Consider the following 18350-nt stretch of genomic DNA (forward strand, 5'->3'; position numbering starts at 1 on the left):
CTCCCAAGTTAAAAGAAAAGTAGCAACGTTAATAACGTTAAGCACCGGGAAAGTATGAATTTAGAGTGTGACAAGGATATGAAAGAAATATGACAGTTCGATGACATCGACTGTTTTGTTTTAAAAATAGAGTTAAACGTTGATTTTTTCGACCACGATTCTGGCAGGGAAACGGCATTTGAATGTGCTGCCTTTGCCCAATTCACTGGTAATTTCCAGATTGGCGCCATGGCGTTGCAGTACATGTTTAACAATAGCGAGACCCAGGCCCGTTCCACCAGCATCGGAACTTCGTCCTTTGTCGACCCGGTAAAAACGTTCAGTAAGTCTATCCAGATGGTGTTCTGCGATCCCCTCGCCTTGATCGTTGACTTCAATACAAAAGTCTTCGTCCTGTTGACGCCAGATCAGGGAAATCTGACACGCGGGTGGCGTGTATTTTACGGCGTTGAACACCAGGTTGGACAAGGCGCTCCGCAATTCATCAATATCACAAATGAGCCACCTGTCTGTTTCAAGGGTCAGGGTGAACTGATGATCACGATAATGTTCGACCTTGTAAGCATCATCAATAATGGATTGCAATAACTTACCGACATCGGTAGGAATGCGTCGCAGTGCTTTCTCACCTGTCTCCAACTGTGACAAAGCCAATAGATCTTTGATCATGATGTGCATGCGTTCGCTTTGTTGACGCATTGCCGGTAACGCTGCACGCCATTGTTCACCGTCACTATCCGCAGTAAAGGCTTCAAGATACCCCCTTAATACCGTCAGTGGTGTTTTAAGTTCATGTGAGACATTGGCTACAAAATCACGACGCATCCGCTGTAACTTAACGGTTTGAGTCACATTACGGGCAATTAGAAGTCTGCCTGAACCAGTGTAATTCACCAGCTTGAGTTCAAGCTGCATCTCTTCATCAAGCGGTGACTTCAAGTTGGTAACACCGCCATAGCGGAGGGGATCTTCAAGTAACTGCTGGAAAGCCGGATCACGAATCAAGTTATTGATGCGGACATTATTATCGCGCGGCCAGAAAACACCCAACAGATTCCGTGCAGAATAATTAGCCCATTCAACTTCACCGTTCTCACCCAACACCAGAATTGCATCGGGTAATGCCGCTGTTGCGGATTGAAAACGTTTAAGATATCCCGCCAGTTTTTTCTTACGGTTGCTATTCTGTTGACGCATTTGCTCGATAAGGCGACAGACATCATCCACTATCCCTTCCGCGCTGGGTGAACGATGTTTTTTGGGTTTTTGCAACCACTGCCAGAGCTTCGACCAATTGTGCTGTAACCACAATGCGTACACCAGCGTCGCCAGAAATAGGAAAGTCATCATCTGGCCGAACAATAAACCGGCGAAACCTGCCAGACTCAGTAGGGTGAGCAGTCGCCAATGGTCCCATTGCATAACGCTAAGGCCGCTTAATCGACAGAAAAACGATAACCGACACCACGCACAGTTTGCACAAGGTGATCAAGGCCGCTGGGTTCCAGCACTTTACGAAGTCGGCGGATATGAACGTCCACCGTGCGTTCTTCAATGTATACGGTATCACCCCAGACATAGTCCAGTAACTGGGAACGGCTGTAGGCACGCTCGGGGTTTTTCATAAAAAAATGCAATAGACGAAACTCAGTAGGGCCGAGCTCCAGGCGAGTATCATTAACTGTGACCCGGTGACTTTTTGTGTCCAGCACCAGACCGGAAAATTGCAAATTCTGGCCTTCGTCACTGTTATCCGGTTGGCAACGGCGTAAAACCGCCTTGATCCGCGCCATCAATTCCGGCGGTGAGAAAGGTTTATTCACGTAATCATCGGCACCGACAGCAAGGCCTTTTACCATATCCTCACTTTCGCCTTTGGCCGTCAGCATGATGACAGGAATGTTCGCTAGAAATTCATTCGCCCGCAGGCGACGGATAAATTCAATGCCATCGATTCCCGGCAGCATCCAATCCAACAGAATCATGTCAGGCTGTTGCGTTTTCAGAAAATCCAGTCCGGCCTCGCCGTCACCCGTACTGTCACACGAATATCCAGCCTGCTTTAAGGTAAAGGAAAGCATATCCCGGATTGCGACATCGTCTTCCACGACCAACACATGTGTAGCCATATCAATTTATCCCTGTCTCTGAAATTTCATGCGCCAATGCTACAAGGCGATTATTACAGTTTGATAACAATGTCTGAATTGTCTTAAATCGCTTACTTGTCAGCGAATGTAAGTAGATACTCACACTAACTCTAAAACAGTCACATCTCAGAAATATGACAAAACGTCACAATTCGGTTTAGCTCATGATGCCTTTGATCATGTAAAACAAACAGGCCGATAAAACAGCTGCCGCAGGCACAGTGATCAACCAGGCAGTAATGATTTTTTTGACCATATCCCGTTTCACATAGAGATTCTTTTTCTCTTTTTTCAGTGTTTTCTTAGCTTTTTTCAGTGTACCTTTTTCTGCATCGATGGTTTGATAGAGATCGGTAATACGCTGGTAATCTTCGACCGATTTGTGTTTCTTATCCATTAAGGTATTCAGTTCGCTGCGTAACGCACTCAACAACCGTTTTTCTTCCTGGATTTCTTGTTGCTCCTGCGAAATCTCATCTTTCATCTGACTCGAGTGATCCATCCATTCACGCAGGAATCCGACCCCGAATACGCCACCAATCGCAATATGAGTTGAACTCACTGGCAAGCCTAATTGGCTGGCAATAATGACCGTAATGGCTGCCGCCATCGCAACCGAAAAAGCGCGCATTTGATCCAGCTCGGTAATTTCACCACCCACCGTGCGAATAAGTCGAGGCCCATACAAGGCAAGCCCCAAAGCGATACCAAATGCACCGACCGCCATTACCCATAACGGAATGCCTGCTTTAGCGTTAATACCGCCAGTCATGACCGCATCATGAATCGCTGCCAATGGCCCGATTGCGTTAGCAACGTCATTTGCACCATGCGCAAAGCTCAGCAACGCGGCCGCAAAAATTAACGGTACGGTGAATAAAACATTGACGCTGTCACGATCGTTTTTCAAGGTTGGTAAACGTTTTTTCAAGGACTGTTTCAACATCACGAATACCGACACCGCGACCACCAGGCCGATCAGAGAGGCAGTAATCAAAGTGGGCTTTTTGGTAACCTCAAAACTGAAAAACAGCCATTCATTGAGGAAGGATAGAAACTGTGGCCAAATCTGTTTCAGACCTTTCAACACAAGATAAGTGATAAAGGCCCACGCCATAATAGATACATAAACAGGCACCCATCTAAGCGATGCCGAAATCTTGTCGTCACGGAAAATAATGGTTTTTTTGATCGCAAACAGGAAAGCAGCAGCAATCACACCACCGATGACAGGTGAAATAACCCAAGAGCTGGCGATAGCAGCCATTGTGCCCCAGTCAACAATGCTGAACCCTGCGGCTGCAATCCCGGCACCCATCACACCACCGACAATAGAGTGTGTCGTCGACACAGGTGCCCTTGCGAAGGTAGCCAAATTCAGCCATAAAGCAGCCGCAAGCAGAGCCGCCATCATCGCCCAGATAAAGCTGTCACTATCCTGACCGAAGCCATTGATATCGATAATGCCTTTTTTGATAGTGGAAACAACGTCACCACCGGCGATAATCGCACCGCTCGCCTCAAATATCATCGCGATGACAATGGCACCACCCATAGTCAAGGCTTTTGAGCCCACCGCGGGACCGACATTATTCGCTACATCATTAGCACCGATATTCATGGCCATATAGGCACCGAAAACCGTGGCTATTGCCAGAAACAGGTTATTCGTTACACCACCGCTGGTAGCGAAGCTGTAACCCAGTACCGCCACCAGAAAGAAAAGGGCCATGCCTATTCTTGCTAGTTCAGCATGACTCTTTTTATAAGCTTGCTTTTCGAGTTGATGAATATCTTTTATTTCCACGATAATCCCATTCTTGTATTACCAAAATGCCGCAATTATTACAGCATTGTGACAGCAGGCATAACCCCTTCACAGACACGTGTAACTATCGACTGTTAAGATTGTCTAGTAGAGACCGCAAATACGAGCCTTTGGGAACTGATGAAAAAATTTTTATTTTTTATATTACTGCTCACTATTTTCAATGCACATGCGCGCACTGGAATATTTGATGGATTAGGAATAGAGAAAGCCTCTGAGGTTCCACCTTTAGTGGAGGAGGCGTTTCAATTTGATGCCAGCATTGAAAATGCAACGACCATTCTGGCTCAATGGCGCGTCATGGAGGGAAATTACCTTTATCGCGATAAACTCCGTTTCGAAATTTTCGACAATAATCAAGTCAAGCTTGCCGACGTCACATTACCTGAGGGTGAAAACAAAAACGACGAGATTTTCGGTCTCGTTGAGGTCTATCATTACGATGTTACTATCCCGTTAACGCTACGTCGTCCCGCTTCAGCGCAGGATCTCACCATTAAAGCTTTTTTCCAGGGTTGCTCAGAAACCTTTGGCATTTGTTATCCTCCGAGCGTGCAGCAGGCTTCATTGAGCCTCCCTGTTGCTGAGGCAAACGTCACGGATCGCAAAAACACCTCTCAATTTCAACAGTCACTAGCCCCCCAAGCTCCCGTTGCAGAGCAGGATCGTATTGCACAAAGATTGGCGGAAGATTCACTTTTACAGATATTTGTCGGCTTTTTAGGGCTGGGCTTACTGCTGGCATTTACACCCTGCGTGTTTCCCATGATTCCGATTTTGTCGAGCATCATAGTTGGTGAAGGGGAAAACATTACTACCCGACGCGCATTCATCCTCTCATTAGTGTATGTGTTAGCGATGTCTGTGACCTACACGGCTGCCGGCATATTAACCGGTCTGTTAGGTGAGAATTTACAAGCCATGTTTCAGAACCCTTGGGTCATTGTCAGTTTTAGCAGCCTGTTTGTTGTACTTTCTTTATCCATGTTCGGTCTCTATGAATTGCAATTGCCTCACGGTCTGCAACATCGCTTACATCTGATTACACATAAGCAGCAAAGCGGCAGTCTTATCGGTGTTGCGATTATGGGACTGTTATCAGGCCTCATTGTGGGACCCTGTCTCGCCCCCCCCTTGGCAGGAGCCTTAATTTTTCTGGGCCAGCATGCTGATCCATTCCTCGGGGGCATGGCACTGTTCGCATTGAGTATTGGTATGGGCATTCCCCTACTCATTATCGGCACCTCAGCCGGTAAATTGCTGCCCAAGGCGGGTGGCTGGATGAATGCCATCAAAGCTATTTTCGGCGTACTTTTACTGGGGCTCGCGATTTGGATGCTGGAACGGATACTGCCGGGCTGGCTGATTCTGCTTTTATGGGGCAGCCTGTTAATTGTCTCCTCCACCTACATGGGCGCACTCAATAGCCTCGACATTGATGCGAGTGGAATAGATAAACTACTCAAGGGCCTAGGCCTTATCCTGATGCTCTACGGCGCGCTTCTAATAGTGGGGGGCGCCAGTGGTAGCCACAATATCTGGCAACCATTGCAGACATTGAATAGCAATAATACGCAAAGTCAACAAACGGTTACCGGACTGGAATTCACTCGTATCGATAATCTGCAGCAGCTGGAAAGCCAACTCAGTATGAGCTCGCAACCGGTCATGCTGGATTTTTACGCTGACTGGTGCACTGACTGTAAAACAATGGAGCAGACTACCTTCCGCAATCCCGAGGTGGTCGCAGCGATGAAACATTACACCTTATTGAAGCTGGACATGACTGATAACACTGATGCTCATCAGGAAATGTTAAAAGCGCTAAAGGTATTCGGCCCCCCAACGATGTTGTTTTATAACAATCAGGGTGAAGAACTTCGTCAGCAGCGTTTAGTAGGTCACATCAACCCAGAGCAGATGCTCCAGCACCTGAGTCAGATAAATTAATCGGTAACAGCCAAAAAATTCACAAAAGCGGCAATTTCGACGAAAATAGCGACAAAACTCAGCTTTTTATTCCTGTTAACTGGACATTAGCCATCTGCTGGTGCACAATTCCGCTAATTGTTTTTGACCTGAGTCCAAGGATCGAAATGGCGAACATCTTAGTGCTGAATGGCCCCAACTTAAATCTGTTAGGGACCCGTGAACCAGAGCATTACGGTGCGGATACGCTGGCTGATATAAAAGAAAGATTGGCAGGCATAGCCTCGGCTGCAGATATGCAATTAGTTTTCTTTCAGAGCAATGCAGAGCATGAGCTGATTGAACAAATTCATCTTGCCCGTGCCAATGTCGATTTCATCATCATTAACCCGGCGGCATTTACTCATACCAGCATTGCACTGCGTGATGCGCTATCCGCTATTGAGATTCCATTCATCGAAGTGCATTTATCCAATGTGCACGCGAGAGAGACATTCCGTCAGCATTCATTTTTGTCTGATATCGCGCAAGGCGTGATAAGCGGACTCGGCTCGCAAGGCTACGATCTGGCACTACAGGCTGCCATCAAACAAATTAACTCATAACTAATAAACTGAAGGTTATCGCATGGATATTCGTAAAATCAAAAAACTCATCGATCTTATTCAGGAGTCGGATATTGCCGAAATTGAAATTTCTGAAGGTGAAGAGTCAGTCCGTATCAGCCGAAATGGTACTGCTGCTCCTGTGAGCTACGCGCCTCCTGCACCAATTCAACCGGCTGCTCCAGCAGCACCCGCCTCTCATGCGTCTACAGAAACACCAGCAGCTGATAACTCGACTAATGTAGCAAATGCAGTGCTTTCACCAATGGTCGGCACTTTCTACCGTTCTTCTTCACCCGAATCTGCACCGTTTGCTGAAGTCGGCCAGAAAGTCTCCGCGGGTGATGTGATTTGCATTATCGAGGCGATGAAAATGTTCAACCAGATTGAAGCGGATCGCAGTGGTACTGTCAAAGCGATTCTGGTCGAAAATGGCCACCCGGTTGAATTCGATGAGCCATTAATCGTTATTGAATAACGGTTATTGTCTCGTTGTTAACGAATTTTGCTCATCCTGAACTGTGGATTTGAACACCAATATGATCGATAAAATTGTTATTGCCAACCGGGGTGAAATCGCCCTGCGTATCCTGCGAGCTTGTTGGGAGCTTGGAATTAAAACTGTTGCGGTTCACTCCAGCGTGGATCGTGATCTAAAACATGTGCTGTTAGCTGATGAAAGTGTCTGCATTGGCCCGGCACCATCCAATGAAAGTTACCTGAACGTCCCAGCCATTATCAGCGCGGCTGAAATCACCGACGCTACGGCGATTCATCCGGGCTATGGTTTTCTATCAGAAAACGCTGACTTTGCTGAACGTGTTGAAGAAAGCGGCTTTATCTTTATCGGACCACGCGCCGAAACCATCCGCATCATGGGTGACAAGGTTGCCGCCATCAAGTCGATGAAAGAGGCCGGCGTGCCATGTGTGCCTGGTTCCGATGGTCCGCTTGGTAACGACGACAGTACCAATCTGCGCTTGGCGCGTGAAATTGGTTATCCCATTATCATCAAAGCCGCTGGCGGTGGCGGTGGTCGTGGTATGCGTGAAGTGCATAGCGAAGCCCACCTGCTTAATGCGATTGCGTTGACTAAAAGTGAAGCACGCGCTGCGTTTGGTAACGATATGGTTTACATGGAAAAATTCCTGGAAAACCCACGCCATATCGAATTTCAAGTGTTAGCCGATCAGCACGGTAATGCGATTCATCTGGGTGAACGTGACTGTTCAATGCAACGTCGTCACCAGAAAGTTGTTGAAGAAGCGCCGGCTCCAGGTATCACCCCGGAAATGCGTGCTCGCATGGGTAAAATCTGTGCTGATGCCTGTGTCCGTATCGGTTATCGCGGTGCGGGTACCTTTGAGTTTTTGTATCAGGATGGTGAATTCTACTTTATCGAAATGAATACCCGTATTCAGGTCGAGCATCCGGTGACGGAGCGTGTCACTGACATCGACCTGGTTGCGGAACAAATCCGAATTGCAGCCGGTGAAAAACTGTCTATAACGCAGGATGATGTGAAGATCAGTGGTCATGCGATTGAATGTCGTATTAACGCTGAAGACTCGCGTACCTTCATGCCAAGTCCAGGGCTAATCACACACTACCATGCACCGGGTGGTGCAGGTATCCGCATGGATTCACATATTTACAGTGGCTACAAAGTGCCGCCTAACTACGATTCTCTCGTGGGTAAGTTAATCGCCTACGGTAAAGATCGTGATTCAGCGATTGCCCGCATGCAGACGGCATTGAAAGAAATTGCCATTGAAGGCATTAAAACCAATGTTGAACTGCAGCGTGACATCATGGCTGATACTCATTTCCAGACTGGTGGCACAAACATCCACTATCTTGAGAAGAAGTTAGGTCTGTAAGCTGCCATGGCCTGGATACAATTTGTCTGTAACACTTCGCAGGAGAAGGCTGAAGCTCTGTCTGAAGCCTTGTCAGAATGTGGTGCCGCAGCTGTTACCTTTGAAGATGATGCGGATCAGCCGATTTACGAACCCGAGCCCGGTGAAACGCCACTATGGACAGCAACTCGGCTGACGGCTCTGTTCGATGCTGAGACCAGCAGCGAGGAAGTCACCAACCTGTTGACGACTATGGTTGATGATGTGCCAAGATTTAAAGTCGAAGCGGTTGAAGATAAAGACTGGGAACGTGAATGGATGGCAAATTTCCATCCGATTCAGTTTGGTGAGCGTTTGTGGATCTGTCCCAGTTGGCATCAGCCTCCAGCGCCCGATGCCGTCAACATTCTGTTGGATCCCGGTTTAGCTTTTGGCACCGGCACTCATGCCACCACAGCGTTGTGTCTGAATTGGCTGGACACAGCCGATCTCAAAGGCAAATATGTAATTGATTATGGGTGTGGCAGTGGCATTCTCGCCATTGCCGCCGCATTACTCGGCGCTGAAAAAGTCATTGCTGTGGATACCGACCCGCAGGCGCTGGAAGCAACACGTGCTAATGCTGAACGAAATGGTGTAACGATCGAGGCCTTCTTGCCGGGCGAGTGCCCTGAACAACCTTGCGATTTATTACTGGCTAATATTCTTGCAGGTCCATTACAAACTTTGGCACCACGATTTGCGAACCTGTGTAAACCCACTGCAGAAATTGTTTTATCTGGCATTTTGCAGACACAGGCAGACGATGTCATGGACAGCTATAAAGCCTGGTTTGCTATGCAGCCTGCGACGCAAAAAGAAGACTGGATTCGCCTCACGGGAAGTCGTGATGTCAAATAAAGCACTGCAGATCGGCCCCTATACCTTGCCTAATCAATTATTCCTGGCGCCGATGGCTGGTGTGACCGATCGACCATTTCGACAGTTATGCAGACGTCTGGGTGCCGGCATGGCAGTGTCTGAAATGATCACAGCGAATAAAGCACTCTGGGCCAGTAAAAAATCACTTCTTCGAGCTAATCACGAGGGCGAGCCGGAACCACGCAGTGTTCAGATCGCTGGCGCAGATCCCGAAATGATGGCCGAAGCAGCCAGACACAATGTGGATCAAGGCGCCCATATCATTGATATCAATATGGGCTGTCCCGCTAAGAAAGTCTGCAATGTGATGGCCGGTTCCGCTTTATTGCAGCATGAAACCCTGGTCGCAGATATTCTTGAATCTGTCGTCAATGCGGTTAATGTACCGGTCACATTGAAAATCCGGACCGGCTGGGATCGTGATAACCGTAATGGCGTAAGAATTGCCCGCATTGCCGAAGAGGCCGGTATTCAGGCTTTATCCGTGCATGGTCGAACCCGGGCCGATGCGTATAAAGGCGATGCAGAATATGACACCATTGCTGAAATAAAGTCACGCATAACCATTCCTCTGATCGCTAATGGTGATATTGATTCGCCCGAAAAAGCGCTTGAAGTATTGAATAAAACCGGTGCCGATGGACTGATGATAGGTCGTGCGGCGCAGGGTAACCCATGGATATTCAGACAGATATTGCATTATCTGGAAAAGGGTCAATTATTAGCCACACCAGATGTCACTGAAATTCGTAAAGTCTTGATTGAACACCTAGAAAACCTGTACGATTTTTATGGAGACTATACGGGTGTGCGGATGGCGAGAAAGCATATTGCGTGGTACAGCAAGGGTTTACGTAATGGAAACGCTTTCCGCCAAGAGATGAATCAACTGGAACAACCCCAGCAACAATTGCGCTACACCCGCGATTTTTTTGAACAACTACAAGAAAGACAGGGATCGCAAGCCGCATGACAAAACCGTTAGCCAAAGATGAATCAACTTGCGCTGAACTCGGTGTCGCGGCTGAAACCTCAACAGCCCCTCTCAGCGAATGTGTTAGCAATGCGCTTTCCGACTATTTCCAACAACTCGAAGGTCACCCCGCAGCCAATCTCTATGACATGCTGATGACCGAAGTCGAAGTCCCATTGCTCAAAGCCACTTTAGTGCATACCTCTGGCAACCAGAGCCGTGCAGCTGAAATTTTAGGGATTAATCGCGGCACATTACGAAAAAAACTCAAGCAATACGGTTTGTAACCCAATTTTCTTTACCCTGGAACACCATTTACATGAACACGATTAAACGAGCTCTTCTGAGCGTCTCAGACAAGACCGGTGTGCTTGAATTAGCACAAGAACTGAACCGTCTTGGTGTTGAATTATTGTCTACAGGCGGCACCGCCAAACTACTGAGTGAAGCCGGTTTGCCCGTCAAAGAAGTATCACAGCACACGGGCTTTCCTGAAATGATGGCAGGCCGCATCAAAACCTTGCATCCAAAAATTCATGGCGGTCTGCTGGGTCGTCGCGGCACCGATGATGCCATCATGACTGAGCATGATATCGCTCCCATCGATCTGGTAGTGGTTAACCTTTACCCGTTTGAAGCCACCATTGCGCGTGATGATTGCACGCTTCCAATGGCGATTGAGAACATTGATATCGGTGGCCCCACAATGTTACGTGCGGCGGCCAAAAATCATGCTGATGTAACCGTGTTAATTGATCCCGTTGATTATCAGAATGTCATCGATCAAATTGCTGCTAATGGTGGCGTTGATGACGCGACCCGTTTTGATCTGGCCGTTAAAACCTTTGAACACACAGCCCATTATGACGGTGCGATTGCCAACTATCTGGGTAAACTGACTGACAACGACGAAGAAATGTTATTTCCTCGTACCTTTAATAACCAGTTCCATAAAAAACAAGACATGCGTTATGGCGAGAACCCGCATCAGAACGCGGCTTTCTATAGCGAAGCGGAGCCAACAAGCGGCACTATTTCAGCGTCACAACAACTGCAAGGCAAAGCGCTTTCTTACAACAATATCGCCGATACTGATGCGGCCTTGGAATGCGTCAAAGCATTTCCGGAATCACCCGCCTGCGTTATCGTCAAACACGCGAACCCGTGCGGTGTCGCAACCGCGGATAACCTGCTGACGGCCTATGACATGGCATTCCAGACAGATCCGACCTCGGCATTTGGCGGCATTATCGCCTTCAACCGCCCTTTGGATGGCGATACCGCCAAAGCCATCATTGAGCGTCAGTTTGTAGAAGTCATTATTGCACCGACTATCTCTGAAGAAGCAAAAGCGATCGTTGCCCAAAAAGCCAACGTACGGTTACTGGCTTGTGGTGACTTTGTGACGGATGGGGATGCCGGATTGGATTTCAAACGCGTCAACGGTGGTCTGCTGGTTCAGGATCGAGATGACGCGGTCGTTCAGGCAGATGAGTTAAAAGTCGTTACCGACACAGCGCCGAGTGAAGAGCAAATGCAGGATCTGCTATTTGCCTGGCGGGTAGCGAAGTTCGTAAAATCCAACGCGATTGTCTATGCCAAAGGCCAACAAACTGTTGGGATTGGCGCTGGTCAGATGAGTCGTGTTGTCAGTAGTCGCATCGCTGGCATCAAAGCCGAAGATGCCGGTCTGGTTGTTCCGGGCGCGGTGATGGCATCTGATGCTTTCTTCCCTTTCCGTGATGGCCTTGATGCCGCTGCAGAAGCCGGCATTAAAGCGGTTATACAGCCCGGTGGTTCAATGCGTGATGACGAAGTCATTGCTGCGGCGAATGAACACGGTATTGCTATGGTGTTCACGGGTATGCGTCACTTCAGACACTAATGTGAGAAACTGACAATGGATCGCGTTCAGGCTCTTCGCTTTTTTCAGGCGCATAACCATGAGCGGATCCGTCGTCTTATTGAAATATCTTCTCCCCGGCATGGGCTGATTTATCAGATTTTGCCTCTTCTATTTCATATCAATTCCAAGGTTATGCCGGGTTATATCAGCGATGATACCCCGGCTGGCCTGATTGATTATCGTCCTGATAAAACCACAGTTGATAAAGCACAGGAACTGGAAATAAACTTCAAATATCGTCGTCGCGCGCTTCGTCGATACCCCCTCCGTGGTCTCTATCTCATTAACCCTCAGGGTTTACTGCACGACACTGACTCGCCTTTATTACAGCTTTGGGTTTTACACAGTGACAAGCTCAAGGAAGACCAACGTTTGCTGTTGCTACAGAAACTCAAGATGATCTGTAACTGGATGAAAACGTCAGGTTTACGCATTACCTATAAATTGCTTGCCGAGGCCGATTTAGCAGCCAATAAGCTACAAGGTTGGGAATCCGATCTGCTTTACCGGAGTGGCATGGTGTTGGGCGGGAGTGTGCCCTATTGGTGGCTAACTTCACCCGATGACGATAAGAATTATCCTCAAGCGGTAGCGCAATTGCGATCACAACGCATGCTGAACCAAGTCAGTTTTACTGATTTCGGTGAACCAGCAAAATGTGATGCTGCAATGCTATTTCAGAATGCCTGTCAGGCTGTTAGCACCAGTCTGCATCATGCCGTGGACGGCTTGGAATTACGTTACTTACTGTCCACGCTACCGCAAACGCAATCCGCCCCCTTATCGACCTTATTCAAACAGCAGCTTTATCAACAACAATCCTTGTTTCTGACGGAAGATATCAGCCACCTGAAATTACTGGATATCGAACAACACGCTCATGATGAGCATGCTCGTGAAGCCTTGTACCTGGCCAGCAGCGAGCAATTGTCTAAGCCCGTCAGGCTGGCACGATATCCTTGGCGACGAGACTTTATAAGCACATTAGTTAAACGCTGGGGCTGGTCTGATGACAAGCTGGAAGCATTAGATCAGCGCGATTATGCGGCCAATAAAAATCGTTTTGAGCGGATTGGCGAGAGCTGTAAATCGGTTCTGGAGCTGCTTGTTGCTTACAATCATAACCACGGTCTCAGTGGCGACCATCAGCTTGCAGAATTACGGAAGCTCTATCAAAAACGGTTTAAACCTGCCGCCGATATTATTGATTGCTTACCCAGAAACCTACGACCAGCCATTAACAGTGAACGTTTATTTTTACAACGATTCGCCAATCATTCCGACTGGTTATTAAGTTATGCACCTATAGAGAGAGCATCACAAAACGCCCTCTTTCGCCATGACAATCTGGTGCATATTCTGGCCTGGGCCATTAATAATCATATTCTGAGTCGCAGTAACTGGCTGAGCGTAACCGATCATCATCAAAAAGTGACTACCAACACCGTGGTAGGTCTTTGTCAGCAACTTTTTCGCAGCACATTAGCTGATAGCGACTTAATGACGGATACCGCCAAGTTAATAACACCTGAATCACTCCAGCAAATCATTTTAGTCAGTAATCTGGAACGTCACCCTAACGATAAGTTAACCCAACAGGGATTGCAGTTATCCAGTAAACAGAATGATCCACTTAATTACACATCGTTTAAAAACAGCTTAGTGGTATCGGTTGATGGCTTATTGCTGTCAAGTCACGGTCAATGGCACAGCTTTTCATTTGACGATAACAATGCGCCCCTGGAGCTCCTCGTGTATCTGCTTAACTGGCAGCCTGAAGCCATTGCTGAGGAACAAATCAGCGGCTGGTGCCCTACTCCAATCTTTGGGCAAACCATCAGCAACCGGATGATGCATTTAACGGCGCAGGCCTGCCGACATTACCAGCAATTTCCTGAAAGTGGCCGTCTGTTGATTAATTTCGCAGGCAGACCCTACAGTCTGCAGTGGCATGAACAAGCAGAATACATTCGCCGTCCTTCATCTCATGATGTATGGCAGGCACTGGCGGATAATCGTAAGACTTTCACCGCCAATGCGCTGGATAGTTATCAGGATTTAGACGGGTTACTCAATTATCTTCTGCAAAAACAGTCCAATAACTGCATCACTGTTTTTATCTATCTGGAACAAAACACCATTATTTGTTACCTACTTGATGAACTGGGTAATCTAATCCGACAACAGTTTCAGCACCTTACTGAATCAACCTTGATTGCCCATCTGCATAAATTTTTGTCTGACATTAAAACGAGTAATGAAGTCGCGCAGCTTCGCTTTTACCGTCTCAGCCGCGAACAGCAAGCCTGGCAGCTGACAGCCATAGCCGCTCCTAAACAAACACTGGGATACTTACCTATCACTGTCACTATGGCGACCCCGGCTCTGGATGCCGAGTGCAACGTTGTGTGTGGAAAAAAACATTTCATCGGCAGAGCCGATGATCCTGCTTTCTTTGGGCAAATCCATTCACTGGTTTTAAGTCTGCGTAAACAGAATCAACGTTATCCCGTTTATCTCAATAAACTTACATTTGCTGATGTCAGCGCTCAACCCACCGCTGTTTATATGCAACAAAAGTATCGCTTAGAGCAGTTGTTTAATCCCGACTAAGTTAATTCGAACTTTCGCTTTGGCTGCCGCTCTTTTATCATGTCTGTTTTAACCAAACGATAGAGCACAGCATGATTAAAGTCGGAATCGTTGGCGGAACCGGATATACCGGTGTCGAATTACTCAGGTTGCTCGCCAACCATCCTCAGGTCTCCATAGAGGTCATCACCTCACGCAGTGAGGCAGGCATGGCTGTGAGCGAGCTGTTTCCCAATTTGCGTGGTCATGTTGATCTTAATTTCAGCGAACCCGATCCTGACGTTCTGGCTGCATGCGATGTCGTATTTTTTGCCACACCACACACCGTCGCCATGGCACTGGTTCCTGAACTCATTAAACGTGGCACCCGTGTTATCGATTTATCTGCTGACTTCAGACTGAAAGATGTCGATGTCTGGGAGAAGTGGTATAACACCCCACATACCTGCCCGGAGTTATTCGGCCAGGCCCTATATGGATTGCCTGAGATTAATCGCGAACAAATCAAATCCGCACAACTGCTTGCTGTGCCGGGTTGCTACCCAACGGCTTGTGAACTGGGTTTTTTACCTTTACTTGAGGCGGGACTGATTGATCCGAAGCACCTGATAGCCGATGTAAAAACCGGTGTCAGTGGTGCTGGACGTAAAGCCAATATTCCAATGTTAATGGCCGAAATTAGTGGCAGCTTCAAAGCCTATGGCGTCAGTGGTCACCGTCACTTACCTGAAATTCGTGAAGTACTGTCGCAGTATTCTGGGCAAGAAGTCGACTTGACCTTCATTCCGCATCTGGCACCGATGGTACGAGGGATTCATGCCACGCTGTATGGCAGATTAAACGAAGACGTTGATCTTCAAGCGCTATTTGAAGCGCGTTATCAGAACGAGTCATTTGTTGATGTTATGCCGGCTGGCTCTATGCCTGAGACTCGGAGTGTTCAAGGCGCTAATGTGTGCCGTCTTGCCGTGCATCAGCCGCAGGGAAGCGATACCGTTGTGGTTCTGTCAGTGATTGATAATCTGGTCAGAGGCGCCTCGGGTCAGGCTATTCAGAATATGAACATTATGTTCGGTTTTGAGGAAACCACAGGAATCAATCTTATAGCGACAATGCCCTGATGCTGGATAGACCTTACGTCATTCACTACCGCAGGCCTTATCGTTGCCTGCTAATTGTATTACTGGCATTCGCCCTGGCGGGAGGCGGAACCTGGTATTGGAGTCAACAGTGGCGTTTACAGCAGATCGAGAAATTAACCGCCCTGCAATCTCAACACAAACAGCTTTTAACTGAAAACCAGCGTCTGACAGAGCGTAATCAAAGTCTGATGATGGAACTGGAAGGCAATAATCAGCTGCAAGCTATGCGACAAGCCACCGACTCACAACTGGAATCAGAGCTTGAAACGCTGCAGGAAAAACTGATTCAACTCAATAAAGAATTATCGTTTTACCAGAATATTACACAAGGCACCGTCAGCAGCGAACTACAGATCCGTGAATTACATCTTCGATCGAACGATGAAAATCAGACATTATTTCAATACCGTATCGTTTTGACCCAAGGTAAAAAAATAACCAAAGCCCTCCGCGGTAAAGTTGTACTGAAATTGACTTATAGTACTGGCGAAGAAACACAATCCAGACTCCTTAACGAACATGCGCTCAACATCAGGCATGTGCAAGTGCTTGAAGGCACGGTTACACTAACAGAGAATGAAGTTCCCGTTAGTTTGCAGGTTGCACTGACACAAGGGGAAAAAACGCTGACAGAGCGAACATTTGAATGGGATGCTACTCTGAGCCCATAGCACGAGGTAAAGCATGTTTAAAAAAAATAAACCTAAGAAAACGAAGTCGACTAACCGTATTGATACACTGATTGGTCGCCACACACACATTAAGGGTGATGTGAGCTTCAGTGGCGGGATTAGAATCGACGGCACCATTACCGGTAATATTTCATCTACCTCAGAGCAATCATCACTGCTGACACTAAGTGATCATGGCCGTATTGAGGGGGAAGTTCGTGTCCCTAACCTGGTCATTAATGGTGAGATAAACGGTAATGTTTATGCTTCACAGCATGTTGAGTTAGCGCCAAAAGCACGCATCAACGGTAACCTGTATTACCGCATGTTGGAGATGGCAATGGGCTCTGAAGTGAATGGTCACTTAATCCGTGCACAAGACGAAGACGAGGATATACTGCACGTTGAGCATGAAATATTCGATGAAGAACACAAGTATCACTTGGAACAGAAAGCATAATTCTTGACTATTTTAGTCAGAATTGGATAATAAATGAACAATCATTAATGTTTTTGGAGTAGTCATATGACCAGTGAAATGCCCAGTCCTGTTATTTTTACCGAGGCCGCGGCAGCTAAAGTCAGCGATTTGATCGCTGAAGAAGGCAACGACGCACTGAAACTGCGTGTCTTTATTACCGGCGGCGGCTGTTCCGGTTTCCAATACGGTTTCACTTTTGAAGAAGAAATGAGTGAAGACGATACAGAGGTTGAAAAAAGCGGCGTCAGCCTGCTGATAGATCCGGCAAGCTACCAATACTTGGTCGGCGCTGAAATTGATTTCACAGATGGTATTGAAGGGTCACAATTCGTGATTCGCAATCCAAACGCAACAACAACCTGTGGCTGTGGTTCTTCATTCTCGGCTTAAGTATTTAACACTAACCTCATTGAAAACCGGTGTCCTTTTGGTCGCCGGTTTTTTTATGTCCAAAATTGTGCCTGACTGACTGCTTGGTTATGCTTGAAGCACGATCATAAGGAGTAAGGTATGTTTTCAAAATGGCAATGGATATTCCGGCAATTAACCCGCACTTTATGGTTTAGGGCCTCTCTGTTTGCCTTACTCGCTATTGTGACTGCCCTGATAGCTATCCCGGTTGATCGTTTTATGACTGATCCTCTGCCTTTTAGCATTGGCTCGGAGTCAGTCGGAGCGCTACTTAATATTCTCGCCTCGAGCATGTTAGCCGTCACCACCTTTTCCCTCAGCGTTATGGTGTCAGCTTACACAGCGGCAAGTTCAGCCGCGACTCCCCGTGCCACGCAACTCGTCAGACAGGATAGTACCACCCAGAACGTGCTCGCCACCTTTATTGGCTCATTTCTATTCAGCCTGGTCGGAATTATCGCTTTGAGTACCGACGTGTACAGTGATAATGGTCGCCTTATTCTTTTTGCTGTGACCATTGCTGTCGTTATTATTATCGTAGTCACGATGTTGCATTGGATTGAACACCTTTCGCTACTCGGTCGTCTGGGTGAAACCACTAATCGGGTTGAAGAAGCCGCCTCAAAAGCTGTTCAGCAACGGATTGAGCACCCTTGTCTCGGCGCAAAACGACTGGATACAGAAAACCTTCCCGCCTATGTTGATAATGCCGTTTTCAGCCATGAAACGGGCTATGTCAAACACATTGATGTCGGTAGATTAAACCGGTGTGCCGAGTATTACGAGACAGAGATTGCCGTATTATCTGAACCCGGTCAGTTTATTCATCCCGCTCAGGCACTGGCATGTTTTGATGGCAAACTCGACAAAGAAATTGAGGCA

At 47.4% G+C, this 18350-nt stretch carries 17 protein-coding genes; 14 read left to right on the forward strand and 3 right to left on the reverse strand.

The genetic code is table 11. The features are described from left to right. Positions 1-132: 132 nt before the first annotated feature. From phoR to ACTF5U_RS06090, 3 genes are all read right to left on the reverse strand, one after another. Entirely contained in the window at positions 133-1422 is a 1290-nt protein-coding gene (gene phoR / locus ACTF5U_RS06080) for a phosphate regulon sensor histidine kinase PhoR (RefSeq protein ID WP_438970748.1), read from the reverse strand. Positions 1423-1436: 14 nt separating this feature from the next. Then, positions 1437-2129 (reverse strand): phosphate regulon transcriptional regulator PhoB, encoded by a 693-nt coding sequence (phoB, locus tag ACTF5U_RS06085; RefSeq protein WP_438970749.1) that lies wholly within the window; start codon positions 2127-2129, stop codon positions 1437-1439. 178 nt (positions 2130-2307) lie between these two features. After that, complete coding sequence (locus tag ACTF5U_RS06090; protein WP_438970750.1) at positions 2308-3957, reverse strand: inorganic phosphate transporter; 1650 nt, start codon at positions 3955-3957, stop codon at positions 2308-2310. Between the two features lie 141 nt (positions 3958-4098). Here ACTF5U_RS06090 and dsbD point away from each other — a divergent pair, with 141 nt between their 5' ends. From dsbD to ACTF5U_RS06160, 14 genes are all read left to right on the forward strand, one after another. Beyond that, on the forward strand, positions 4099-5928 hold the full coding sequence (dsbD, locus tag ACTF5U_RS06095; protein WP_438970751.1) for a protein-disulfide reductase DsbD: 1830 nt from the start codon (positions 4099-4101) through the stop codon (positions 5926-5928). Positions 5929-6074: 146 nt separating this feature from the next. Next, on the forward strand, positions 6075-6512 hold the full coding sequence (gene aroQ / locus ACTF5U_RS06100; RefSeq protein ID WP_438970752.1) for a type II 3-dehydroquinate dehydratase: 438 nt from the start codon (positions 6075-6077) through the stop codon (positions 6510-6512). Between the two features lie 22 nt (positions 6513-6534). Continuing rightward, entirely contained in the window at positions 6535-6990 is a 456-nt protein-coding gene (gene accB, locus ACTF5U_RS06105; protein ID WP_438970753.1) for an acetyl-CoA carboxylase biotin carboxyl carrier protein, read from the forward strand. Positions 6991-7051: 61 nt separating this feature from the next. Then, positions 7052-8392 carry an acetyl-CoA carboxylase biotin carboxylase subunit gene (gene accC / locus ACTF5U_RS06110; RefSeq protein ID WP_438970754.1) on the forward strand — a complete coding sequence of 447 codons (1341 nt, stop codon included), beginning with the start codon at positions 7052-7054 and terminating at the stop codon, positions 8390-8392. Between the two features lie 6 nt (positions 8393-8398). After that, entirely contained in the window at positions 8399-9271 is an 873-nt protein-coding gene (gene prmA, locus ACTF5U_RS06115) for a 50S ribosomal protein L11 methyltransferase (protein WP_438970755.1), read from the forward strand. After that, on the forward strand, positions 9261-10265 hold the full coding sequence (gene dusB, locus ACTF5U_RS06120; RefSeq protein ID WP_438970756.1) for a tRNA dihydrouridine synthase DusB: 1005 nt from the start codon (positions 9261-9263) through the stop codon (positions 10263-10265). The genes prmA and dusB overlap by 11 nt, the downstream gene beginning before the upstream one ends. Beyond that, positions 10262-10552: a DNA-binding transcriptional regulator Fis gene (gene fis, locus ACTF5U_RS06125; RefSeq protein WP_438970757.1), complete on the forward strand. Its 291-nt coding sequence runs from the start codon at positions 10262-10264 to the stop codon at positions 10550-10552. The genes dusB and fis overlap by 4 nt, the downstream gene beginning before the upstream one ends. A 32-nt stretch (positions 10553-10584) precedes the next feature. Further along, entirely contained in the window at positions 10585-12150 is a 1566-nt protein-coding gene (gene purH, locus ACTF5U_RS06130) for a bifunctional phosphoribosylaminoimidazolecarboxamide formyltransferase/IMP cyclohydrolase (RefSeq protein WP_438970758.1), read from the forward strand. A 15-nt stretch (positions 12151-12165) separates the two neighbouring features. Beyond that, on the forward strand, positions 12166-14784 hold the full coding sequence (locus tag ACTF5U_RS06135; protein WP_438970759.1) for a class I adenylate cyclase: 2619 nt from the start codon (positions 12166-12168) through the stop codon (positions 14782-14784). Between the two features lie 71 nt (positions 14785-14855). After that, on the forward strand, positions 14856-15884 hold the full coding sequence (gene argC / locus ACTF5U_RS06140) for an N-acetyl-gamma-glutamyl-phosphate reductase (protein WP_438970760.1): 1029 nt from the start codon (positions 14856-14858) through the stop codon (positions 15882-15884). Continuing rightward, positions 15884-16576 carry a DUF6776 family protein gene (locus ACTF5U_RS06145; protein ID WP_438970761.1) on the forward strand — a complete coding sequence of 231 codons (693 nt, stop codon included), beginning with the start codon at positions 15884-15886 and terminating at the stop codon, positions 16574-16576. Before argC ends, ACTF5U_RS06145 begins: the two co-directional genes overlap by 1 nt. A gap of 13 nt (positions 16577-16589) precedes the next feature. Then, on the forward strand, positions 16590-17036 hold the full coding sequence (locus ACTF5U_RS06150; RefSeq protein ID WP_438970762.1) for a bactofilin family protein: 447 nt from the start codon (positions 16590-16592) through the stop codon (positions 17034-17036). Between the two features lie 66 nt (positions 17037-17102). Further along, the gene (erpA, locus tag ACTF5U_RS06155) at positions 17103-17447 is read left to right on the forward strand and encodes an iron-sulfur cluster insertion protein ErpA (RefSeq protein ID WP_438970763.1); all 345 of its coding nucleotides are present in this window, start codon (positions 17103-17105) and stop codon (positions 17445-17447) included. 120 nt (positions 17448-17567) lie between these two features. Further along, positions 17568-18350 (forward strand): DUF2254 family protein (locus ACTF5U_RS06160; protein WP_438970764.1); only part of this gene is annotated, 783 nt, incomplete at its 3' end.

It is taken from the genome of Methylophaga sp. (genome assembly GCF_965655755.1).
In the GTDB taxonomy this organism is placed as follows: domain Bacteria; phylum Pseudomonadota; class Gammaproteobacteria; order Nitrosococcales; family Methylophagaceae; genus Methylophaga.